This window comes from Sphingopyxis sp. (assembly GCF_035998905.1).
In the GTDB taxonomy this organism is placed as follows: Bacteria; Pseudomonadota; Alphaproteobacteria; order Sphingomonadales; family Sphingomonadaceae; genus Sphingopyxis.
This window is the reverse complement of record NZ_DASYHG010000025.1, coordinates 160950-183195: the sequence shown is the minus strand read 5'-3', so window position 1 is coordinate 183195 and position 22246 is coordinate 160950. Positions and strand designations below refer to the sequence as shown.

Annotated in this window: 20 protein-coding genes; 13 read left to right on the top strand and 7 right to left on the bottom strand. The window is 65.0% G+C overall.

Annotated features, from left to right (window positions below):
- Positions 1–140 precede the first annotated feature (140 nt).
- A complete protein-coding gene (locus tag VGN62_RS15315) occupies positions 141–812 on the top strand; it encodes a DUF6975 family protein (RefSeq protein ID WP_327455400.1) in 672 nt (223 codons plus the stop codon).
- A 96-nt stretch (positions 813–908) separates the two neighbouring features.
- Complete coding sequence (locus VGN62_RS15310; protein WP_327455398.1) at positions 909–1751, top strand: MoxR family ATPase; 843 nt, start codon at positions 909–911, stop codon at positions 1749–1751.
- Between the two features lie 8 nt (positions 1752–1759).
- On the opposite strand, the gene VGN62_RS15305 is transcribed toward VGN62_RS15310, so the two are convergent.
- Positions 1760–3157, bottom strand: a complete 1398-nt coding sequence (locus VGN62_RS15305; protein WP_327455396.1) for a methyl-accepting chemotaxis protein — start codon at positions 3155–3157, stop codon at positions 1760–1762.
- 158 nt (positions 3158–3315) lie between these two features.
- On the opposite strand from VGN62_RS15305, the gene VGN62_RS15300 reads away from it, so the two are divergent.
- From VGN62_RS15300 to VGN62_RS15280, 5 genes are all read left to right on the top strand, one after another.
- Positions 3316–4329, top strand: a complete 1014-nt coding sequence (locus VGN62_RS15300; protein WP_327455394.1) for a hypothetical protein — start codon at positions 3316–3318, stop codon at positions 4327–4329.
- 87 nt (positions 4330–4416) lie between these two features.
- A complete protein-coding gene (locus VGN62_RS15295) occupies positions 4417–5595 on the top strand; it encodes a vWA domain-containing protein (RefSeq protein WP_054730936.1) in 1179 nt (392 codons plus the stop codon).
- A gap of 126 nt (positions 5596–5721) precedes the next feature.
- Positions 5722–6528, top strand: coding sequence for a lipid II flippase Amj family protein (locus VGN62_RS15290; RefSeq protein ID WP_327455389.1), 807 nt, complete (start codon positions 5722–5724; stop codon positions 6526–6528).
- Entirely contained in the window at positions 6521–7390 is an 870-nt protein-coding gene (locus VGN62_RS15285; RefSeq protein ID WP_327455387.1) for a DUF817 domain-containing protein, read from the top strand. The genes VGN62_RS15290 and VGN62_RS15285 overlap by 8 nt, the downstream gene beginning before the upstream one ends.
- On the top strand, positions 7377–8711 hold the full coding sequence (locus VGN62_RS15280) for a serine hydrolase domain-containing protein (protein WP_327455385.1): 1335 nt from the start codon (positions 7377–7379) through the stop codon (positions 8709–8711). Before VGN62_RS15285 ends, VGN62_RS15280 begins: the two co-directional genes overlap by 14 nt.
- Positions 8712–8739: 28 nt before the next feature.
- Here VGN62_RS15280 and VGN62_RS15275 read toward each other — a convergent pair whose 3' ends face one another.
- The 3 genes from VGN62_RS15275 to VGN62_RS15265 are packed head-to-tail and all read right to left on the bottom strand — an operon-like array spanning position 8740 to position 11749.
- Positions 8740–9984, bottom strand: coding sequence for a Xaa-Pro peptidase family protein (locus VGN62_RS15275; protein WP_327455383.1), 1245 nt, complete (start codon positions 9982–9984; stop codon positions 8740–8742).
- A 14-nt stretch (positions 9985–9998) separates the two neighbouring features.
- Complete coding sequence (locus VGN62_RS15270; RefSeq protein WP_327455381.1) at positions 9999–11204, bottom strand: DUF1343 domain-containing protein; 1206 nt, start codon at positions 11202–11204, stop codon at positions 9999–10001.
- A complete protein-coding gene (locus VGN62_RS15265) occupies positions 11201–11749 on the bottom strand; it encodes a DOMON-like domain-containing protein (RefSeq protein WP_327455614.1) in 549 nt (182 codons plus the stop codon). Before VGN62_RS15265 ends, VGN62_RS15270 begins: the two co-directional genes overlap by 4 nt.
- Before the next feature lie 41 nt (positions 11750–11790).
- On the opposite strand from VGN62_RS15265, the gene tyrS reads away from it, so the two are divergent.
- Positions 11791–13017 carry a tyrosine--tRNA ligase gene (gene tyrS, locus VGN62_RS15260; protein WP_327455379.1) on the top strand — a complete coding sequence of 409 codons (1227 nt, stop codon included), beginning with the start codon at positions 11791–11793 and terminating at the stop codon, positions 13015–13017.
- Between the two features lie 74 nt (positions 13018–13091).
- The gene (locus VGN62_RS15255) at positions 13092–13433 is read left to right on the top strand and encodes a PilZ domain-containing protein (protein ID WP_327455377.1); all 342 of its coding nucleotides are present in this window, start codon (positions 13092–13094) and stop codon (positions 13431–13433) included.
- Here the strand turns inward: VGN62_RS15255 and recG are convergent.
- A complete protein-coding gene (recG, locus tag VGN62_RS15250; RefSeq protein ID WP_327455375.1) occupies positions 13430–15496 on the bottom strand; it encodes an ATP-dependent DNA helicase RecG in 2067 nt (688 codons plus the stop codon). The genes VGN62_RS15255 and recG overlap by 4 nt on opposite strands.
- Positions 15497–15570: 74 nt before the next feature.
- On the opposite strand from recG, the gene VGN62_RS15245 reads away from it, so the two are divergent.
- The 4 genes from VGN62_RS15245 (at position 15571) to grpE (ending at position 21004) form a co-directional block, all read left to right on the top strand.
- Positions 15571–15837, top strand: a complete 267-nt coding sequence (locus VGN62_RS15245; protein WP_327455373.1) for a succinate dehydrogenase assembly factor 2 — start codon at positions 15571–15573, stop codon at positions 15835–15837.
- Positions 15834–19328 carry a transcription-repair coupling factor gene (gene mfd, locus VGN62_RS15240; RefSeq protein ID WP_327455371.1) on the top strand — a complete coding sequence of 1165 codons (3495 nt, stop codon included), beginning with the start codon at positions 15834–15836 and terminating at the stop codon, positions 19326–19328. Before VGN62_RS15245 ends, mfd begins: the two co-directional genes overlap by 4 nt.
- 79 nt (positions 19329–19407) lie before the next feature.
- The gene (hrcA, locus tag VGN62_RS15235) at positions 19408–20451 is read left to right on the top strand and encodes a heat-inducible transcriptional repressor HrcA (RefSeq protein WP_327455369.1); all 1044 of its coding nucleotides are present in this window, start codon (positions 19408–19410) and stop codon (positions 20449–20451) included.
- Positions 20452–20455: 4 nt separating this feature from the next.
- Complete coding sequence (gene grpE / locus VGN62_RS15230; protein WP_327455367.1) at positions 20456–21004, top strand: nucleotide exchange factor GrpE; 549 nt, start codon at positions 20456–20458, stop codon at positions 21002–21004.
- A gap of 73 nt (positions 21005–21077) precedes the next feature.
- Here the strand turns inward: grpE and def are convergent, their stop codons facing one another.
- Complete coding sequence (gene def, locus VGN62_RS15225; RefSeq protein ID WP_327455365.1) at positions 21078–21611, bottom strand: peptide deformylase; 534 nt, start codon at positions 21609–21611, stop codon at positions 21078–21080.
- Between the two features lie 31 nt (positions 21612–21642).
- Positions 21643–22239 carry a recombination mediator RecR gene (gene recR, locus VGN62_RS15220; protein WP_327455363.1) on the bottom strand — a complete coding sequence of 199 codons (597 nt, stop codon included), beginning with the start codon at positions 22237–22239 and terminating at the stop codon, positions 21643–21645.
- Positions 22240–22246: the final 7 nt, after the last annotated feature.

Below are 22246 nucleotides of genomic sequence, written 5' to 3'. Positions count from 1 at the left end.
CATTGTCCCTTACTGGAACAGCTTGCGGAGCAAATCGGCCGCCGCTTATAAACGCGACGTTTACGACGTTGTCCTATGACTGATCGCTGCAATTCCATCGGCTTGGGTCGCGCACGGCCCGCCGCAGCGAGGATCAAGCGTTGAGCCCATCGACCCAGCCCAAGACGCAGACGCGCGGCGCCGCCGAACTGCTCGACTCGCTGGTTGCCAACGACGGCACCGGCGCGCACCCGCACGTCCGTTCGGGCGCGCTGTCGAGCGGACCGGAGGCAATGCGCAACCTTGCCGACGCCGTCCATTTTCTTTGCCTGCTCCACGGGCGCTATCCGGGCGTGATCGACAGCGCCGCGCGAAAGGCGATCGATCCCGCTTCGCGCCAGTGGATGGCCGAAGCCGCCGACGCCTTCGCCGAGGAACGAGCTTTTCTGTCGAAGATCGCTTCGGCGGTCGGCCCGGTCCCGAGCACCCAGGGCCAGGCGCAATGCGAGGCCGCGGTCGCCGCGCAGCGCAAGGCGATCGACATGCTCGCTGAATCGGACCGCCACGGCTGCGCCGTGGGCGCCGCGATCGCGCTGACGCTCGACTGGCGGACGATCCGCGTGCTGCTCGACATCAGCGCCCAGCGACTCGACCTGACGCCGCCGACCTGCACCCTGCCCGACCTGCGCGAAACGGCCCGGCTGGCCGCAACCGTTGCGGATACGCCCGCGGTAGAACGCGCGATGGTATTCGGCGCACAGCAGCTGATCATGCAGCACAGCGGCCTGTGGGACCTGATGGCGGCACGCGCCGCCAGCCGCGCGCATCCCTGATTTCCCGCCGGCCCGACGGGCATCTCTCCCTTCGGCTTGCACCCTTCCCCCGCTATCGCTATGCCCGCTTGACGTTCACGTTAAGGGAAAGAGCCGATGCGTTTCGAAGGCACCAGCGCCTATATCGCCACCGACGACCTGAAGGTCGCGGTCAACGCCGCAACGCTGCTGCGCCGCCCCTTGCTCGTGAAGGGCGAACCGGGCACCGGCAAGACCGTGCTGGCCGAAGAAATCGCCAAGGCGTTCGACGCGCCGCTGATCACCTGGAACATCAAGTCGACGACGAAGGCGCAACAGGGCCTCTACGAATATGACGCGGTCGCGCGCCTGCGCGACGGCCAGCTTGGCGAAGAGCGCGTCCACGACATCCGCAACTATATCCGCAAGGGCAAATTGTGGGAGGCATTCACCTCACCCAAGCTCCCCGTGCTGCTGATCGACGAGATCGACAAGGCCGATATCGAATTCCCGAACGACCTGCTCCAGGAACTCGATCGCATGGCCTTCCATGTCTATGAAACCGACGAGACGATCGTCGCGAAGGAACGCCCGATCGTCGTCATCACCTCAAACAATGAAAAGGAACTGCCCGACGCGTTCCTGCGCCGCTGTTTCTTCCATTACATCAAATTCCCCGACCGCGACACGATGGCCGAAATCGTCGAGGTCCATTTCCCCGGTATCCAGAAGACGCTGGTCAGCCGCGCGATGGATATCTTCTACGAAGTGCGCGAGGTGCCGGGGCTCAAGAAGAAACCGTCGACGAGCGAACTGATCGACTGGCTGAAGCTGCTGCTCAACGAGGACATGCCGCTCGAAGTCCTGCAGAACCGCGACGTCGGCAAGGCGATCCCGCTTCACGGCGCCCTGCTCAAGAACGAGCAGGATGTGATGCTGTTCGAAAAGCTCGCCTTCATGGCGCGGCGCCAGGGCAGCTAAGCCGCCCGTCAGAGCTGGTACGCCACCTCGACGTCGCCCCAGCGGCGGCCGTTGATGATCGCGGGCATATAGACGTTGCGTACGGTCACATAATTGATGCCGTCGCCTTCTTGCCGATAGACCGTCATGAAGAAGGGCGCGGTGCTGCGTTTCGCCGCAGCGTCGGTCGCGTCATAGAGGATGCGGCCGTTGCGGCAGTGCGCGGTGTCATGTTCGAGATCGCCGGTCGGGGCGCGCGAGCAATCGGTGATGTGCGTCGGCAGGAAGCCGTTCATGTCGCCCGCCGAGGACATCTTGATCTCCGGATGCTGGGCAACGATGCGATCGAACAGCGGGCGCCAGTGCGTGTCGGCCCAGTCGCACAATGTGGTGCGGAAGCGTTCGGGATTCGAACCCGGCACGCGGACATAGTCCGTATCGAAAATCTGCTCCATCGACAGCTCGCCGTGCGCGACGGCGCGTTCGGCCAGCCCGACAAATTCGTCGCGTACCCGCGCGGCCAGTTCGACGATCGCCGAATCCTGGGGGCTGACCCCCGCCGAAATGACCGCGTTGAACATGCGGTTCGACACATGCTCCATCGACAGGATCGAATCGCGCGTGCCGACGAGGGTCGAACTATTGTCGCGTACCGAGGTGACGACGCTGTCGAGCGCCTCGCGCACCTTGGCGCCGTTCGCATGGACCATCGCGCTCGATTGCGCGATGCGGTCGCTCTGGTCATCGAGCAGCGCGACAAGATGCGTCGCGTCGTGGAGCGCATCGGTGATCGTTTCGAACTGCGCCTCGGCGCGGCTCGACTGTTCGACCCCCGACTGGATTTCGGCAACCAGCCCGCTCGCCTCGGTCGCAAGGCTGCCGATGCTTCGACGGATCTCGTCGGTCGCGCCGCGGGTGTTCTGCGCGAGCTTCTTCACTTCGGCGGCAACGACGGCAAAGGTACGGCCGGCGTCGCCCGCGCGCTCGGCCTCGATCGCGGCATTTAGGGCGAGCATGTTGGTCGTCTTGGCGATCGATTCGATCGATTGGCTGACCTGCTGCACCTGCTCCATCACCGCGGCAAAATTGGTGACGTGCGTGCCGAGCCGCGCGATCAGGTCGATCACCGATCGGAACTCGCTGACCGCAGCGTTGACGCGCTCGGCACCGCTGTCGAGCTGTTCGCACGCGCGCGCCGAGAGCAATTTGGCCTCGTCGGTCGAATCGGCGATCTGGCGCTGGTCGGCCTCGAGGCTGACGACATATTCCTCAAGCCGGCCGAGTTCGCCGATCTGCCGGTCCATCTGGTCGGTCGCGCGCTTGATCCGCCCCGCGGCATCGCTGCACCCCACCGCCAACTCGCCGCAGTCGCTTGCGACCGACTGGTCGAGGATCGGCGCCGCTGGATTGATCGGATCATATTTCATTGGTTTGCCCGCGTCCCTGAATGATCGAGGAGATATGCCGGACATTGGTTAACGGCGCGTCAATTCGGCAGCCCGGTCGGGGGGATCGAAGCCGCATTGCACGCCCGCGGCCAACGCGTTACGCCTCCGGACAGACGATCGATGTAGGGGGAGATATCATGCGTCCTTGGCCGGTTCTGGCGGCGGTCGCCGCTATATTCGCACTGCCCGCAGGGGCGCAGGAAATGGTCGGCGGACATCGCATCATCCGCACCGCGGACCCCGCGATCTGGTCAGGCCGCGACACGAGCGGCCCGATCACCCATATCGCGACCGGCACCGTCTTTCCCGAAAGCATCGGCGGCTTTCAGCGCACCAGCCTGATGGCGGTCGACAATGGCAATGACGTCATGCTGCATTATCGGCTGAAGCGCGATCCGGCGTCGATCGAGGTTTCGACGTTTCTGTTCCAGCCCGGCGCGCTTGCCGAACATCGGCTGAAGGGAGCGATCACCTCGCTGGGCTATGGGCGCAAGGACATGACTTTCCTGTGGGCCGACGGCCCCTTCGACATCGAGGCGCCGCAAAAGCTGCGCGGTTTCAAGGCCACCTATAAGGTGGGCATCGGTGGGGACACCGCACTCGAATATCTCTATTTCATCGAACTGGGGAAATGGACCGCGAAGGTTCGCGCGACGCTGCCCGAGTCGAAAGAACCCGCCGAGGAGGGCCAGATCGACGCATTCGTCCGAGCGCTCCCCTGGGCATCGATCCTTGCCGCGAACGGCGCGTGCAGCGGGCCGGCCTGCGACGGCACGCGAGCGATGCCCTTCAACAACCATATGGCCGAGATGTTCCTGACGAAAATCGTCGCGAGCGGTCAGGGCAAGGCACTCTTGGGCGACGCCGCAGAGCCCGTTTATGCGCGGGAAGCGGGCGGCAAACGCTGGACGCTCTATCCACTCGACGAAAAGATTGTACCCTTGTTTACCGACGTGTTCGGCCGGATTTCCGCGCGCGCGCCGCTATACAGCCTGTCGTGGTCGGCGAAGAAGGAAAACGGCGTCGTCCGGTTCTTTGTCGGGAAACCGAGCGAAGAGGCATTTACAGCCACGGTCGACGGCCTCGTCGCGCATCCCGAAACATCGGCGTTCATTGTGCCGGCCGATGCAGCCGCCTACGCATCCGATTGACGTCCGGATCGATAGTCATCGGCGGAGCCAGCTTTACGTTCACGTAAAGTGATTGCACGCGCGGTGCGAACGCGATACGCCTGCCCCATGTTTTTCGGCTTCCTCGACGAGCTTCGCGCCGCGGGCATTCCCGCCAGCCTGAAAGAGCATCTGATGCTGCTGGAGGCGCTCGACCGCGAGGTGATCGACCGCAGCCCCGAGCAATTCTATTACCTGTCCCGCGCGATTTACGTGAAGGACGAGGGCCTGCTCGACCGCTTCGACCAGGTGTTCAACAAGGTCTTCAAGGGCATCATTTCGGACTACGGCCAGAACCCCGTCGACGTCCCCGCCGACTGGCTGAAGGCGGTCGCCGAAAAATTCCTGACGCCCGAGGAAATGGCCGCGATCGAGTCGCTCGGCGACTGGGACAAGATCATGGAGACGCTGAAAGAGCGGCTCGAGGAACAGCAGAAGCGCCACGAGGGCGGCAGCAAGTGGATCGGCACCGGCGGCACCTCGCCCTTCGGCAATTCGGGCTATAATCCCGAGGGCGTGCGCATCGGCGGCGAGAGCAAGCACAAGCGCGCGCTGAAGGTCTGGGAAAAACGCGAGTTCCAGAATCTCGACAACACCAAGGAACTCGGCACGCGCAACATCAAGATCGCGCTCCGCCGCCTGCGCAAGTTCGCGCGCGAGGGCGCCGCCGACGAGCTCGACATCCCGGGCACGATCGACGGCACCGCACGGCAGGGCTGGCTCGACATCAAGATGCGCCCCGAACGGCGCAACGCGGTCAAGCTGCTGCTGTTCCTCGACGTCGGCGGATCGATGGATCCGTTCATCAAGCTCTGCGAGGAACTCTTCAGCGCCGCGACGACCGAGTTCAAGAATCTCGAATTCTTCTACTTCCACAATTGCCCGTACGAAGGCGTGTGGAAGGACAATAAGCGCCGCTGGTCCGAACGCCACCAGATGTGGGATATCCTCCACAAATATGGCCATGATTATAAAGTGATCTTCGTCGGCGACGCGTCGATGAGCGCCTATGAAATCACCCATCCAGGCGGCAGCGTCGAGCATTTCAACGAAGAGTCCGGCGCGGTCTGGCTCCAGCGCATCACGCACGTCTATCCCGCCGCGGTGTGGCTGAACCCGGTACCCGAGGCGCATTGGGGCTACACCCAGTCGGTGAAGCTGATCAAACAGCTGATGAACGATCGCATGTATCCGCTGACGCTCGCCGGGCTGGACGACGCGATGCGCGAGCTGACGCGCAAGCATTGATCCACAGTTTCATTTAATCGTCATTGCGAGGGCCGAAGGCCCGTGGCAATCCAGAGCGCGCAAACCGCTCTGGATTGCTTCCCCTAGCTTTCGCCGGGGTCGCAATGACGAGAAATTAGGCCCCAAATGATCGACCTCCCCCTCGTCACCATCCTGCTGCTCACCGGTTTCATCAACCTGATCGGCGCGCTCGCCTATGCCGCGCGCATCGCCGGGGTCCGCACGCGGCGCATCGCGATGTCGTTCGCGCTGTTCAATATCCTCGTGCTTTTTTCGCGCACCTCGAACAGCTTTCTCGGCCCCTTCCTCGCAAAGCGGATCGAAACACGCATTCACGACGGCAGCGGCGCGTCGCTGTTCATCGACATGCAGCTCGTGCTCGCTGCGGCGAGCGTCGCGACGCTGATCGGGATCCTGCTCGTCCCCACCGGACAGCGGATGTTTGCAGTGGCGATCGGCTGGTACCAGAACAATCGCTCGACGACGAAGCTCGCATTGAAGGCTGCAAGCCCCAGCGGCCTGCGCACATTGGGCCGTTCGCTGACCGTCCCGAGCCTGTCGCATATCAAAAGCTGGAAGATGCCGAAGGGGATCGGCTGGGGCGTGTTGATCGCCAATTGCCTTGCGCAATCGCTGCTCGCGGTCGGCGTCGTCGCGTCGCTCTATGCGGGGTATCTCGCCCCCGAATTCCGTGTCACCGCGTCGCAGCTCTCGGCGCTGATCAACGGCTTCGCCACGATCCTGCTTTTCGCCTTCATCGACCCGCAGCTGTCGGTGATGACCGACGACGCGGTCGAGGGCAAAGTCGACGAGGCCGATTTCCGCCGCGCGATCACCTTCATCTCGCTGAGCCGTCTCGCCGGCACCGTCCTCGCGCAGGCGCTGTTGCTGCCCGCCGCCGCGCTGATCGCCTACGTCGCCGTCTATGTCTGAGACCGGCGGCGGTCACAGCCGCTTCCACGCCGTCCGCGCGCGGCTGGAGGCGATGGCGATCACACCGGGCCCGCGCGGCTGGTTTCTCGAATTTCTCGTCTTCGGCTTCAAGCAGGGCTGGGCGTGCCTGTTCGGCGGCCTGATGCTCGCACTCTTGCTCGGCACGCATCTCTTCTGGCCCGACGATGCGCCGCTCCACCGCTATCACGCGATTACGATCGGTGCGGTGCTGATCCAGCTCGGCATGCTCGCCTTCCGCCTTGAGACGCCGAAAGAAGCGCTCGTCATCCTGATCTTCCATATCGTCGGCACAGCGATGGAATTGTTCAAGACCGCCGCGGGGTCGTGGCAATATCCCGAGGCGAGCCTGCTCCACATCGGCGCCGTGCCCCTCTTCTCGGGCTTCATGTACGCCGCAGTCGGCAGCTACATCGCCCGCGTGTGGCGCATCTTCGACTTCCGCTATTCGGGCTATCCCCCTGCGTGGGCGACCTACGCACTCGCCGCGGCGATCTACGTCAATTTCTTCGCGCACCATTGGGTCACCGATATCCGCTGGCTCCTCTTCGCCGCGACCGCGCTGCTGTTCTGGCGCTGTCAGGTGTGGTTCCGCCCGCTCCACATCCACCGCCGCATGCCGCTGCTCGTCGGCTGGGGACTCGTCGCTTTGTTCATCTGGTTCGCCGAGAATATCGGCACCTTCGCGCGCGCATGGACCTATCCCAGCCAGAACGACGGCTGGCATATGGTCGGGCTCGAAAAGCTCGGCAGCTGGTATCTGCTGATGATCATTTCGTTCGTGCTGGTCAGCCTCGTCCAGCGGCCGAAGGCGGCATTGCCGATGGAGGATGGAAGTCGATGAAGCCCTTCGCCGAACCTGCCGGCATCGCGCAATATACGGGACAGGTGGCTGTCCTGATGCACCGCCTCAAAGGCGGCCGGGGATGAGCAGTGGAATGATGCTCGGTCGGCGGACCTTGCTGGCTGGATCGGCTGCGCTGATCGCTGCTGGGCCGGCGTCGGCTCGTTCCCGCACGGAAGCACGATATTCGAAGGACAATCCCACCTGGATTCCGTCCGGCGAACTGGTTCGCGATCTTCCGCGCCTGATGCGGATCGCCGGGGTCCCCGGCGCCGCCATCGCGGTGGTGGATCGCGGGACGCTCTCCTGGAGCGGGAGCTTCGGCGTGAAGAACATCCTCACCCGCGACCCGGTGCGAGAGGATACGTTGTTCGAGGCCGCGTCGATGACCAAGCCTGTCTTCGCCTATGTCGTGATGCAGCTGGTCGACGAGAAGCGCCTCGACCTCGACAGGCCGCTCGTCCTGTATCGCCGGCCGGCGAATTTGGGCACTGACCCGAATCTGGAGCGCATCACGGCCCGGCATGTGCTGGAACATTCGACGGGCTTGCCCAACTGGGCCTCCGGGCCGCTCGTCACGACCAGCGCGCCCGGATCGCGTTACACCTATTCCGGCGAAGCCTTCATCTGGCTCCAGCTGGTGGTCGAGACAATCATGGGAATGGGCCTCGGCAGCGCGATGCAGGCAAAGCTGTTCGGCCCGGCCGGAATGACGCACAGCAGCTTCGGGTGGGACGAAGAGATCGCAAGGTCGGCGGTCTTCGGCCATTCCGAACCGCCGGAAGGCGAACAGACGCTCCCTCCCCAGCCGACGCGCGAGCTCGGCGACCGGCTGCTTCGGGTCGCCACGAAGCGGCGCAAACCGATCGCGTCCTGGACCTACGAAGATTCGGTCGAAGCGATGCGAGAGACCGATCCGGCGACGCCGCCATCGACCCACGACCTCCTCGTCAATTCGGCGGGAGGATTGCTGATGACCGCATCCGACTATGCGAAGTTCATGGCACTCATGATGGACCGGCCAGAGAGAGCGGCGTGGGAGATCAGCGATGCGGCCCGGCAGGCTATGCTCACCCCCCGGCTGGAGATACGCGGGCGCGACATCTCGCGAGGGCTGGGATGGGAAATGGAGCAGTCCCCGGCAGGCCCGCTGTTCCAGCACAGCGGCAGCAATTACGGGATTTTCAAGACGCTGGGGGTCGGCGATGCCCGGCACGGACGGGCGATCGTCGTCTTCACCAATGGCGCGAACGGAAATGCGCTCGCGGCGTGGATCGTTCGGCAGGCGACCGGAATCGACCGGTTGAAGTCGCTGGTCTGACCATCGCCACAAGCGGATCGAGCAAAACCTAAGCGAACGGCCGGTCGATCGACGGCGGCGGCTCGCTGAACCATTTCGGGCCGCTGTCGGTCAGGTAGAAACAATCCTCGAGCCTGATGCCGAATTCGCCGGGAATATAGATGCCGGGTTCGTTCGAGAAGCACATGCCGGGTGCCAGCTTCGTCGTTTCGCCGCGGACGAGGTTGACCGGCTCGTGGCCGTCGAGCCCGATGCCATGGCCGGTCCGGTGCGAGGTGCCGGGAAGCTTGTATCCGGGGCCCCAGCCGAGGCTCTCGTAATAGGCGCGCACAGCATCGTCGACCTTGCCCGCCGGCGTGCCAAGCTTGGCCGCGGCGAACGCGACGTCCTGTCCCTTGCGCATCTGGTCCCAGACCTGCCGCTGGCGCGCGCTCGCCTTGCCGTAAACGAAGGTCCGCGAAATGTCGGATTGATAACCATGCACCGTCGCGCCGCAATCCATCAGCACGACCTCGCCGTCCTTCACCGCCTGCGGCTTGCCCGACCCATGCGGATATGCGCTCGCCTCGCCGAGCAGGATCAGTTCGAACTCGCTGCGCCCGCCGAGCGCAACGGTCGCCGCCTTCATGATCGCTCCGATATCGGCGGGTGTCATCCCTGCCTCGACCCGCGGCGCGGTGTGGCGATAGGCGGCGAGCGTGATGTCGGCGGCGATCTGCATCAACGCGATTTCGGCGGGTGATTTGTGCATCCGGCAACCGCGCACGACGGGCGCGCCGTTGACCACCGTCGCCTGCGGCATCGCTTTCTCAAGGCCGTCGACGGCGAAATAGCGCACCGTTTCTTCAACCCCGATCTTTCCTTTCAAGAGTCCGCGCTTGCCAAGCCATGCAGCGACGGCTGCGAGCGGGTTCTCGTCCTCGTTCCACGTCAGCACCTCGGCCTCGATACCAAGGCTTTCGCGCACCGATGGTTCTTCGAAGAAGGGCGTGACGATCGCGACCTCGCCCTCGCGCGTCAGTACCGCGGCGGTCAGCCGTTCGCTCCGCGACCAGCGCACCCCGGTGAAATAGATAAGGCTCGATCCTGGTTCGATCAGCAGTGCACCGATATCGTTCGCGCGCATCAACTCCTTCGCTTGGGCGATGCGTGCCATGCGTTCGGCCTTGCTGATCGGGACAGCTTTGGCGGCGAGGTTCGGGAGGCCAGAGGTTTCCGCGGCCAGCACCGGCACAGGCAAGGCCGCGGCGAGGCCAGCGATAGTCGCAGTGCCGAGAAATTGCCTCCGGTGCATCATCGTCCCCTTTGTCAGTAAATGAGCAGATCCGCGATTTCCTCGCGCCACCCCGCCTCGTCGGGTATCGCCAGCGCATCGAGATCGCCCGCCGCCGCACCCGCATCGTCGACCCACTCGCGCAGGCCCGGACCGCCGTTGATCACGTCGATCGCGAGCACATCGTCGGTGTACTCATATTTGAAATCCTTGCCGCGCCAGATCGAATAGTCCGGGTAGAGGCTGCGGATCGCCTTGAACCCCAGCGCCTGCACGCGCCACGGCTGGAACGCATCGTCGTCGTACCACGGCCCGTCGGCATGGATATGCACGCCGCTGTTGAGCCGGCCCACGTGCTTATGGAAGGTCGGCTGGAACCAGATATCGCGCAGCTTACACCCGCCAAGCCATTGCGGCGCGAGACGCTGCATCTCGGCGATCACAGCCTTGGCGTCGATATCGGGTGCACCGAACAGCTCAAGCGGGCGCGTCGTGCCCCTGCCCTCGCTCAAGGTCGCGCCCTCGACCATCACGGTGCCGGCATAGGCGCGCGCCATATTGACGTTGGCGGCATTAGGGCTGGGGTTGATCCACACGCGATCCGTGGGCCAGCCGAAGCCCGGACCTTTCGGGTCCCAGCCCTCCATCCCGATCACGCGATAATCGACGTCGAGGCCGAAGTGACGGATGAACCAGTGCCCCATCTCGCCCATCGTGAGGCCATGGCGCATCACCATCGGCCCCGCGCCGACGAAGCTTTCCCAGCCGGGCAGAAGCCGCGTGCCCTCGACCGGGCGGCCCGCAGGGTTCGGCCGGTCGAGTACCCACACCGCCTTGCCATGCTGCGCCGCGGCCTCGAGGATATACAGAAGCGTCGTCACATAGGTGTAGATCCGGCAGCCAAGGTCCTGCAGGTCGACGAGCATCACATCGAACGTGTGCATCGACTGGCCCGAAGGCCGCCGCACCTCACCATAGAGGCTGAACACCGGCATGCCATAGGTCGGATCGGTGAAGTCGGGCGACTCCATCATATTATCCTGAAGGTCTCCGCGCACGCCATGCTGCGGTCCAAACACCGCGGTGATGTCGAGCCCCGCCGCGACGAGCGCGTCGAGGCTGTGCGTCAGGTCGGCGGTGACCGAAGCGGGGTGCGCGAGCAGCGCGACGCGCTTGCCTTCGAGCGGTTTGCGAAGCGCCGGGTCGGCGAGCAGGCGGTCGATGCCGAAGTGAACAGTCATGCCGCGTCGGGTGCCCCAAGCGTGAGCGCAAAGCAATCGGGATGATGGAAGTCGGGCTTGCCCGGCGGATGCGCGAGCGCCCAATAGCTTTTGGTGCCGCCCTCCTCCTCGATCACCGCCGACAGCGCGAGTTTTGCGCCATTGTCGGGAAAGATACCGGGCTCGACGCGCAGCGCATAGCTTTGGTCGCCCTTCTCCGCCGCCATTTCCCACGGCGCGAGGTCGTCGGTGCGCAGCAGCGAGCGATAATCGTCGAACTGGTAACAGGCCCAGCGGCCGTCGGGCGAATAGTTGAACTCGGTGTAATCGGGCTCGCCCTCTTCGGTCAGGAAGGCCTCGAAGCAGGTGCTTTCCCACAGGCCATCGGTCGCGCTGTCGGCGATGACGAGTTCGCCCTGCCCGTCGGGCAGCACCAGCGCGGAGATCGCGCCGTCGACGATGAAGCGCAGCGCAAAGCCATCCTCGAACGAGAGACTAACCTCGACGGCGACCGCGCGCACGGCCTTGCCCGGCGTCGCCGGATGACAGATCAGCTCTTTGCGCATGCTATCCAAATATCAAACCCCATGCTAAGCGCCCGCCCGCTATGACCAGTTACAAATCCGACCTGCTGCGCCTGCTCGACGAGCGAGGCTATATCCATCAGACGACCGACGCGGAAGGGCTCGATGCGCTCGCGGCGAAACAGGTCGTCCCCGGATATATCGGTTTCGACGCAACCGCACCCAGCCTGCACGTCGGCAGCCTCGTCCAGATCATGATGCTGCGCCGCTTGCAACAGACGGGACACAAGCCCGTCGTGCTGATGGGCGGCGGGACGACGCGGATCGGCGACCCCACCGGACGCGACGAGAGCCGCAAGATGCTGTCGGACGAGACGATCGCGGCGAACATCGCGTCGATCTTCAGCATCTTCCAGCAGTTCCTGTCTTTCGGCGACGGCCCGACCGATGCGGTGATGGTCGACAATCAGGACTGGCTCGGGCAGCTCGGCTATATCGAACTGCTGCAGGAAGTCGGCACGCACTTCACGATCAACCGCATGATGACCTTCGATTCGGTCAAGCTGCGCCTCGAACGCGAGCAGCCGATGACCTTCCTCGAATTCAACTATATGATCCTGCAAGGCTATGACTTCCGCCATCTGTCGAAAGAGCGCGGCGTGCGGCTTCAGATGGGCGGATCGGATCAGTGGGGCAATATCGTCAACGGCATGGAACTCGGCCGCCGGATGGACGGCGCGGACCTCTTTGGCCTTACGACTCCGCTGCTGACCACCGCCGCGGGCGCCAAAATGGGCAAAACCGCCGCCGGCGCTGTCTGGCTTAATCCCGAACAACTGTCCCATTTTGACTATTGGCAATATTGGCGCAACTGCGACGACCGCGACGTCGGCAAGTTCCTGAAGCTGTTCACCGACCTGCCGCTGGACGAGATCGCGCGGCTCGAAGCGCTTGAAGGCGCAGAGATCAACGAAGCGAAGAAAATCCTCGCGAACGAAGCGACGGCGATGTGCCGTGGCGCGGACGCCGCACGCATCGCTTCAGAGACCGCCGCGCAAACCTTTGAAAAGGGACAGATTGGCGGAGACCTTCCGCAGGCGATCGCCCCCGCCGAAGGGATCAGCGTCGTCGATGCGCTGCGCGAACTCGGCTTCGCCACGTCGAACAAGGAAGCACGCCGCAAGCTCGACGAAGGCGCGGTGAAGGTCGACGGCGTCGTCGTTCGCGATCCGCAGCACCAGATCCAGCCCGGCGAAAACCCCGTTCCGCTGAGCCTCGGGTCAAAAAAGCATGGCCTTGTGACCCGCTAGGGCGCAGACGAGCGTTTACGACTTCTTCAGCAATCGGGTGGATCGTCATGGCAAAATCAACAAGGTCCACGAACATGCGCAAGATCGACACCAGCAAGGCCCATTATGTCGGCCTCGACCAGCGGATCGCTCCGCGTAGCGACGTCTATTGCCGCCTGCCCTTCGTCATGCCCGACGGACGGCAGGAAATGTGCACCTGCGTCAACATCAGCGCCGACGGCATGCTGATGCGCTTCGAGCGCGGACTGGAAATCGGCGACCTCGTTGTGCTGCGAATGCCGATCATCGGCCGTACCTCGGCGAAGGTCATCTGGTCGCTCGGCGGCAAGACCGGTCTGCAGTTCGAAAAATCGATCTCGGTCGAAGATTATCTGCCGATGATCCGCGCCATGGGTGCGCGCGGGGATGTGAACTAACCACTCCGCAGCAGCGGCACCGCCGCATCGCGCTCGAACAGATAGAGGCAGAGGCGCACCGCCTCTGCGCGCGCGCCGTCCATCCCGCCATCGCGTTCGACGAACAGCCGCGCGTCGTCATGCGCGACCGGCAACAGCCGCACGAGCTGTTCGGGGGTCGCGAGCCGGTAGTCGGCATCGCCCGATTGCTTGAGTCCAAGCAACTCGCCGCCGCCGCGCAGCTCGAGATCCTTCTCGGCGATCACGAAACCGTCGTTGGTATCGCGCATCAGCGCGAGCCGCTCGCGCGCGGTTTCGGAGAGGCCTTGCGAACGGAGCAGCAGGCAGACCGACTTCGCGGCGCCGCGACCGACGCGGCCGCGCAGCTGGTGAAGCTGGGCGAGCCCGAAATTCTCGGCATGCTCGATGACCATGAGGCTGGCGGCGGGAACATCGACCCCGACCTCGATCACCGTGGTCGCAACGAGAACGCCGATCTCGCCCGCCTGGAAGCGCGCCATGACGTCATCCTTTTCGGGTCCTTTCATCCGCCCGTGCACCAGACCGACACGGTTTTCGCCCAGCCGCGCGCGAAGCAAGGCCGCGCGATCTTCGGCAGCCGCCAGCTCGCTTCCTTCGGTTTCGGCAACGAGCGGGCACACCCAATAGGCCTGCGCCCCCGTCGCAAGGTGCCGGTCGAGCGAGTCCACGACATCGTCGAGCCGGTCGAGCGAGATCACGCGCGTATCGACCGGGGTGCGCCCCGGCGGCATCTCGTCGATCTGCGACACGTCCATCTCGCCATGGTTGGCGAGTTGCAGCGTGCGCGGAATCGGGGTCGCAGTCATTACCAGCAGGTGCGGCGGACGCGCCGCCTTCTGCGTGAGCATCAAACGCTGCGCGACGCCGAAACGATGCTGTTCGTCGACGACGACGAGCGCGAGGTCCCGATAATTGACCGCCTGCTGGAAGATCGCATGCGTGCCGACGAGGATATCGATGCTGCCGTCGGCGAGTCCCATCAGCGTCGATTCGCGCGCCTTGCCCTTGTCGCGCCCGGTGAGGATCGCAAGGTTGACGGGCAAGCCGCCGAGCATGCGTTGCAGCGTCGCATAATGTTGCCGGGCAAGAATTTCGGTCGGCGCCAGCAGCGCCGCCTGGGTTCCCGCCTCGACCGCCGCCAGCATCGCGCGCAACGCGACGAGCGTCTTGCCCGACCCGACGTCGCCCTGGAGCATCCGCAGCATCGGGGTGTCCTGCGCCATGTCGCCCGCGATCTCGCGCCCGACACGTTCCTGCGCGCCGGTCAGCCCGAAGGGCAGCTTGAGCGCATCGGTGAGCCGGCCATCGCCGACGATCGGTCGGCCCTTGCGCGTGCGGAGTCCCTGCCGGATCAGCATCAGCGCGACCTGGCTTGCGAAAATCTCGTCATAGGCGAGCCGGTCGCGCGCCGCCTCGTCGCGCGGGCTCGCGTGCGCACGCGCCATCGCCTCGTTCCAGGCGGGCCAATTCCGGTTCGCGAGCAGCGGCGCGTCGATCCACTCGGCAAGCTCGGGACGCCGTTCGAGCGCAACCTGCCCCAATTGCGACAGCCGCGCGTTGGTAAGTCCTTCGGTGAGCGGATAGACGGGTTCATGTTCGGCGATCCCGCCCTCGTCGCCCGGCTCGGCAACATGGTCGGGATGCACGATCTGCCGCATGTCGCCATAAAGATCGAGCCGACCCGATACGCGGCGTTTCTCACCCAAGGGAAACAGCTTGCGCGCGAGCCCCGACGTGCGGCCGAAATAGACGAGCCGGACATGATCGCCCGCATCGTCGAACGCCTCGACCCCGAAGGGCGCGCGCGGACTGCGGCCCGGCCGATAATCCTGCGCGGTCAGCTCGACGATGATCGTCTGTCCGGCTTGTGCCTGATCGAGCCGGTCGACCGGAAAGCGCGAGATGAGGCCCGTCGGCAAATGGAACAGCACATCGACGACGCGCTCAAGGCCCAGCCGCGTCAGCGGCTTGGCAAGCTGCGGCCCGACACCCTTGAGGTCGGTCAGCGCGGCAAAGAGCGGATTGAGTATCTCGGGTCGCATGACTATCTGGGCTGACTATAGAGATTGTTCCCCGTGCGCCACACCCAGCCGCATGGGCTGTCAGGATTCTTCCCGTGCCGCACACCGACCGCCTCAAACGCCTGAAATTTCGCGCCTGGCACCGCGGCACGCGCGAAGCCGATTATATGATCGGTGGATTCTTCGATCGCTATTCGGCGAGCTGGAACGAAGAAGAGATCGCCTGGTACGAGATTGTCGTCGAAGAGGATGACGTCGATATCATGGCGTGGGCGCTCGGCACTGGAAATCCGCCCGCGCATCTCGACCGTCCCGACATGATCGCCGCGATGCGCCGGCTGGACTATATCCCGCTGCCATGACCCGAAGCGCCGCCGACATTTTTGCCGCCATCGGATCGGCGTCGGCGCCGCTGACGCTGGCGCGCGCCGCCGACGGCTTCCTGCCGCTGCTGCTCGCCGACCTTGCGCGAGCGAGCGACAAGCGCCTCGTCTATGTCGCCACCGACGATACCGCGATGCAGGCGATCGCCGACGCGGCTCCCTTCTTTGCGCCCGACCTGATCGTCCATCGCTTCCCGGCGTGGGACTGCCTGCCTTACGACCGCGCCGGGCCGTCGATGCGCGTCAGCGCCGATCGGCTTGCGACGCTGTCGGCATTGCAACTTCCCGCCAAGCGTGGCGAGCTGATCCTGACCACCGTCGCCGCGATCACGCAGCGCACGCTCACCCCCTTCCGCATCCGCCAGCTCGCGACGACGCTCGCTCCGGGCCAGCGAATCGACCGCGACGCGCTCGCCGAACTGCTCGTCGCGAACGGGTTCAGCCGCGTCGATACAGTCGCCGATCAGGGTGAGTTTGCGGTGCGCGGCGGCATCCTCGACCTCTTCCCCGCGGGCGAGGAAAATGGCCTGCGCGTCGATTTCTTCGGCGACGAGATCGAGAGCATCCGCCGCTTCGACCCCGCCGACCAGCGCAGCCTTGGCCCCGCCAAGGCGCTGCAACTGCTTCCGGCATCCGAAACCTTGCTCGACGAAGCGACGATCAAACGTTTCCGCTCGGCGTATCGCGATCTGTTCGGCGGCCAGTCGACCGGCGATCCGCTCTATCAGGCGGTCAGCGACGGACGGCGGCAGGCGGGCATGGACCATTGGTTGCCGCTGTTCGAGGAACGGCTCGCGACGCTGTTCGACCATATCGACCCCGCGACCCCGGTGCTGCGCGGCCACCGCACCGAAGCGACCGCCGAGACGCGCTTCGCCGCGATCGCCGATTACCATGCGAACCGCGTCGCCGCCGAACGCGAGTCGCCCGGCAGCTATCGTCCGCTCGCGCCCGAAACGCTCTATCTGACCGAAGAAGAATGGGCGGGAGCGACCAAAACGCGCCCGATCCATATCGTCACCCCGTTCGATGTCCCGCCCGCCGCGACGGTCGTCGATCTCGAAACCTTCGCCGCGCGCGACTTCACCCCAGAACGCACCGCCGACCTCAACGTATACGACAAGGTCGCCGACCACCTGAGCGATGAGCGGCGCAAGGGACGGCGCACGATCATCGCCAGCTATTCGGGCGGCGCGCGCGATCGCCTGTCGGGACTGCTGCGCGACCATGGGGTAACCTCGCTTGCCCCCGCCGACAGCTGGCAGGATGCGCTCGGCACCGCATCGGCCGAAAGCGGCGGCGCGACCGCGATGGTCGTCCTCCCGCTCGATCATGGCTTCGCGAGCGACGCGATCAGCCTGCTCACCGAACAGGACATCCTCGGCGAGCGCCTCGTCCGGCGCCAGAAGCGCCGCAAGAGCGCCGACGCCTTCCTCGCCGAACTCGCGACGCTCAGCGTCGGCGACCTCGTCGTCCATCTCGACCACGGCATCGGCCGTTACGAGGGGCTGACCCAGATCCCGGTCGGGAGCAGCCCGCACGATTGCGTCGCGCTCACCTATTCGGGCGGCGACAAGCTCTATGTCCCCGTCGAGAATCTCGACGTCCTCTCGCGCTACGGCGGCGAAAGCGAGGGCGTCGGCCTCGACAAGCTCGGCGGCGAAGCCTGGCAGCGCCGCAAGGCGCGGATGAAGGAGCGTATCCGCGAGATCGCGGGCGAACTGCTCGCGACCGCGGCGCAGCGCGCGCTGCGCTCGGGCGAGTTGCTGGCGCAGGACGCCGCCTACCCCGCCTTCGCCGACCGCTTCCCCTATCAGGAAACCGACGACCAGGATCGCGCGATCGGCGATGTGCTCGCCGACCTCGCCTCGGGCCGCCCGATGGACCGGCTGGTGTGCGGCGACGTGGGTTTCGGGAAGACCGAGGTCGCGCTGCGCGCCGCCTTTGTCGCGGCGATGGCGGGGGTGCAGGTCGCGGTGGTGGTGCCGACGACGCTGCTCGCGCGCCAGCATTACACCAACTTTGTCGAGCGCTTCAAAGGCTTCCCGATCAACATCGGCCGCCTGTCGCGGCTCGTCCCCGCGAGCGAGGCGCAAAAGACGCGCGACGGCCTGTCGAACGGGCAGATCGACATTGTCGTCGGCACCCATGCGGTGATCGCCAAATCGGTCGAGTTCAAGAATCTCGGCCTCGTCATCGTCGACGAGGAGCAGCGCTTCGGCGTCGTCCACAAGGAACGGTTGAAGCAGCTCAAGACCGACGTTCACGTCCTGACCCTGACCGCCACCCCGATCCCCCGCACACTGCAGATGGCGATGTCGGGCCTCCGCGAACTCAGCGTGATCCAGACGCCGCCGGTCGACCGCCTCGCGGTGCGGACTTACGTGGCGCCGTGGGATCCGGTTGTCATCCGCGAGGCGCTGCTGCGCGAGCATGACCGCGGCGGGCAGAGCTTCTTCGTCACGCCGCGGATCAAGGACCTTCCCGATATCGAGGAATTCCTGCGCACGCGCGTGCCCGAAATCAAATATGTCGTCGCGCACGGCCAGATGGCGCCGGGTGAGGTCGAGGAGCGGATGAGCGCCTTCTATGACCGCAAATATGACGTCCTCGTCTCGACCACCATCGTCGAAAGCGGGCTCGATATCCCGAACGCGAACACGCTGATCGTCCACCGCGCCGACCGCTTCGGCCTTGCGCAGCTCTACCAGCTACGCGGTCGCGTCGGCCGGTCGAAGACGCGCGCTTATGCCTATCTTACCACGCTCGAGGGCGGCGCGATTACCGACACGGCGGAGAAGCGGCTCAAGCTGCTCGGTGATCTCGATACGCTGGGTGCCGGCTTCCAGCTCGCGAGCCACGACCTCGACATTCGCGGCGCGGGCAATCTCGTCGGCGACGAGCAGTCGGGGCATATCCGCGAGGTCGGCTTCGAACTTTACCAGTCGATGCTCGAAGAGGCGATCCTCGTCGCCAAGGCCGAAGGCGCCGGAAAGCTGCCGCCGCGCGAAGCCTTGTCGCCGGTGATCACCGTCGACGCGCCGATCCTGATCCCCGAGGATTATGTCCCCGACCTGCCGCTGCGCATGGCGCTCTACCGCCGCCTCAACGATGCGCAGGATCGCCCGGCGCTCGACGCCTTCGCCGCCGAGATGATCGACCGTTTCGGCCCGCTGCCGCCCGAGACGGCCAACCTCGTCCAGCTGATGGAGATCAAGGCGAATGCCAAGCTCGCGGGCATTGCGAAGCTCGACGTCGGCACCAAGGGCGCGCTTGTCAGCTTCCACGGCGACCAGTTCGCGAACGTCCCCGGCCTGATCGCCTATGTCGAACGGCTGAAAGGCCGCGCGCGCATCCGTCCCGACAACAAGCTGTCGATCAGCGGCGACTGGATGAGCACCGGCGCGCGCCTCAACGGTGCGCTGCAATTGTCGAAGGGATTGGGCAAACTGGCGAAGCAGGCCGGCTAGCTGCCGCGCTCTCCACGTCCTGCGCGCGGCGGACCTCCGAGACTTGCCCCATCCCCTCCCCGTCCCTAAATCCCCTTGTATGACCACCCCGCCGATCACCGAACTCACCACGCGCGCGCGCGATGTGTTCCGGCTGGTCGTCGACGCCTATCTCGAGACCGGACAGCCGGTGGGTTCGCGCACGCTGTCGAAGCTCGCGGCGCTCAACCTCTCACCCGCGTCGATCCGCAACGTGATGCAGGACCTTGAGGAATATGGCCTGCTGGCGAGCCCGCACACCAGCGCAGGGCGGCTGCCGACCGAACAGGGGCTCCGCCTCTTCGTCGATGGCATGATGCAGGTTGCCGAACCTTCGGCCGAGGACCGTGCGCAGATCGAGGCGAGCCTATCCGACGCCGGGCCGATCGAAAGCGCGCTCGCGCAGGCGACCTCGGCGCTGTCGGGGCTGTCGGCATGCGCAGGCCTGGTCCTCGTCCCCAAGCATGAGCGCGTATTAAAGCAGCTCGCTTTCGTCCCGCTGTCGGCGAACCAGTCGCTCGTCGTGCTCGTCGCGGGCGACGGCGCGGTCGAGAATCGCGTCATCGACATTCCGCCGGGGCTCAACCCTTCGGCGCTCGTCGAGGCGGGCAATTACATCAGCGCGACGCTCAGCGGCCTGACGTTGACCGAAGCGATGGCGCGCGTGCGGCGCGAGATCGAGGCCGAGCGCATCGCGATCGACCGCGCCGCGCAGGATCTGGTGTCGCGCGGGCTCGCCATCTGGTCGTCGGACGGCGCCGACCGCCCGGTGCTGATCGTGCGCGGTCAGGCGAACCTGCTCGACGAGAGCGCGGTCGGCGATCTCGACCGCGTGCGGCAATTGCTCGACGAACTCGAAACCAAACAGGAAATTGCCGGGCTGCTCGACAGCGCGCGCGAGGGCGCCGCGACGCGGATTTTCATCGGGTCGGAGAATAAATTATTCTCGCTTTCGGGCTCGTCCGTGATAGCGGCTCCGTATCGCGGATCGGACGGGCGCGTGGTGGGCGTGGTCGGGGTCATCGGCCCCACACGCTTGAACTATGCCCGCATCGTTCCCATGGTGGATTTCACCGCACAATCGCTCTCCAGACTGATACGATAGGTTTATGACGAACATTGAAAACGACACGCCGGTCGACGACGGCGCGAACCCCGAAGTTGAAGCCGCCGAGGCCGCAGCACTCGGCGAGAATGAAGAGCTGGCACAGCTCGCCGAACAGGTCGCCGCGCTCCAGCAGGATCTTCTCTATGCGCGCGCCGAGACGCAGAATGTCACGCGCCGCAAGGACAAGGAAATCGCCGACGCGCACGCCTATGCCGCGACCAAGTTCGCGCGGGACATCTTGTCGGTCGCCGACAACCTTGGCCGGGCGCTCGCCGCACTCAGCGACGAACAGCGCGCCGACGAAGGCATCAAGCCGCTGATCACCGGCCTCGAGGCGACCGAACGCGAATTGCTCAGCGTTTTCGAACGCAACGGCATCACGCGCATCGCCGCAATCGGCCTGCCGCTTGACCCGAACCAGCATCAGGCGATGCTCGAAATCCCGAGCGACAAGACGCCGGGCACGATCGTGCAGGAAATGCAGGCGGGCTATATGCTCAAGGACCGGCTGCTGCGCCCCGCGATGGTGGGCGTCGCCAAGGCGGGGTAACCGCCGCAGCGATATCGCAGACAAAAAGAAACCCCGGTGAAAGCCGGGGTTTCTTTTGTCGCTTGTCCGTCGGTCAGGCCGCCTTGCGCAGCTTTGCGAGCTTCTTCAGCACCATCTCGCGCTTCAGCCGCGACAGATGGTCGATGAAGAGGATGCCCTCCAGATGGTCGTGCTCGTGCTGGATGCACGTCGCCATCAGCCCGGTCATGCGTTCCTGATGATGCTTGCCGTCCTCGTCCTGCCAGTCGACGGTGACCTCGGCGGGGCGCGTCACATCGGCATATTGTTCGGGGACCGACAGGCAGCCTTCCTGATAGACGCTATGCTCCTCGCTCTCGTCCGAGAAGACGGGGTTGATGAAGACGCGAGGCTCGCGGATCACCTTCTTGCCCTCTTCGTCGTCGGGATCGGGTTCCTGCAGGTCGATGACGAGGATGCGCTTCGGCACGCCGACCTGGATCGCCGCCAGCCCGATACCGGGAGCGTCATACATCGTCTCGAACATGTCGGCGACCAGCGTCTTGAGCTCGGCGTCGAACTTTTCGACGGGCTTCGAAATCACGCGCAGCCGGGGGTCCGGGGTCTCTATGATAGGGAGTAAGGCCATGGCGTGCAGGTATGAACTCGAATGCCCGACGTCAACCCACCGGTCGCCGTGCCCGCAGCGCCTGCGCCAGCGTCCCTTCGTCGAGATAATCGAGCTCGCCGCCGACGGGCAGGCCATGCGCCAGCTGAGTCAGCCGCACCGGATAGCTCTCCAGCCGCTCGGCCAGATAATGCGCGGTCGTCTGCCCTTCGAGGGTCGCGTTCATCGCGAGCACGACCTCGTCGATCCCGCCCGCAGCGACACGCGCCACGAGGGCCTCGATGCTGAGATCCTGCGGGCGAATTCCTTCAAGCGCCGACAGCCGCCCGCCGAGCACATGATATTTTCCCGGAAACAGTCGCGACTTGTCGAGCGCCCAGAGGTCGGACACCTCCTCGACGACGCACAGGCTCCGCGCGTCGCGGCGCGGGTCGGCGCAGATCGCGCACGGATCCTGCGTGTCGACATTGCCGCAGATGCTGCAGGTGACCAGCCGTTCGGACACGGTCTGAAGCGCCGCAAGCAAGGGCGCAAAGCTGCTCTCGCGCTTCTTCATCAGGTGCAGCACAGCGCGCCGTGCCGAGCGCGGGCCGAGGCCCGGCAGGCGGGCGAGTTGCTGGACGAGCGCTTCAATCTCTTGCGATGCCATGACGGAT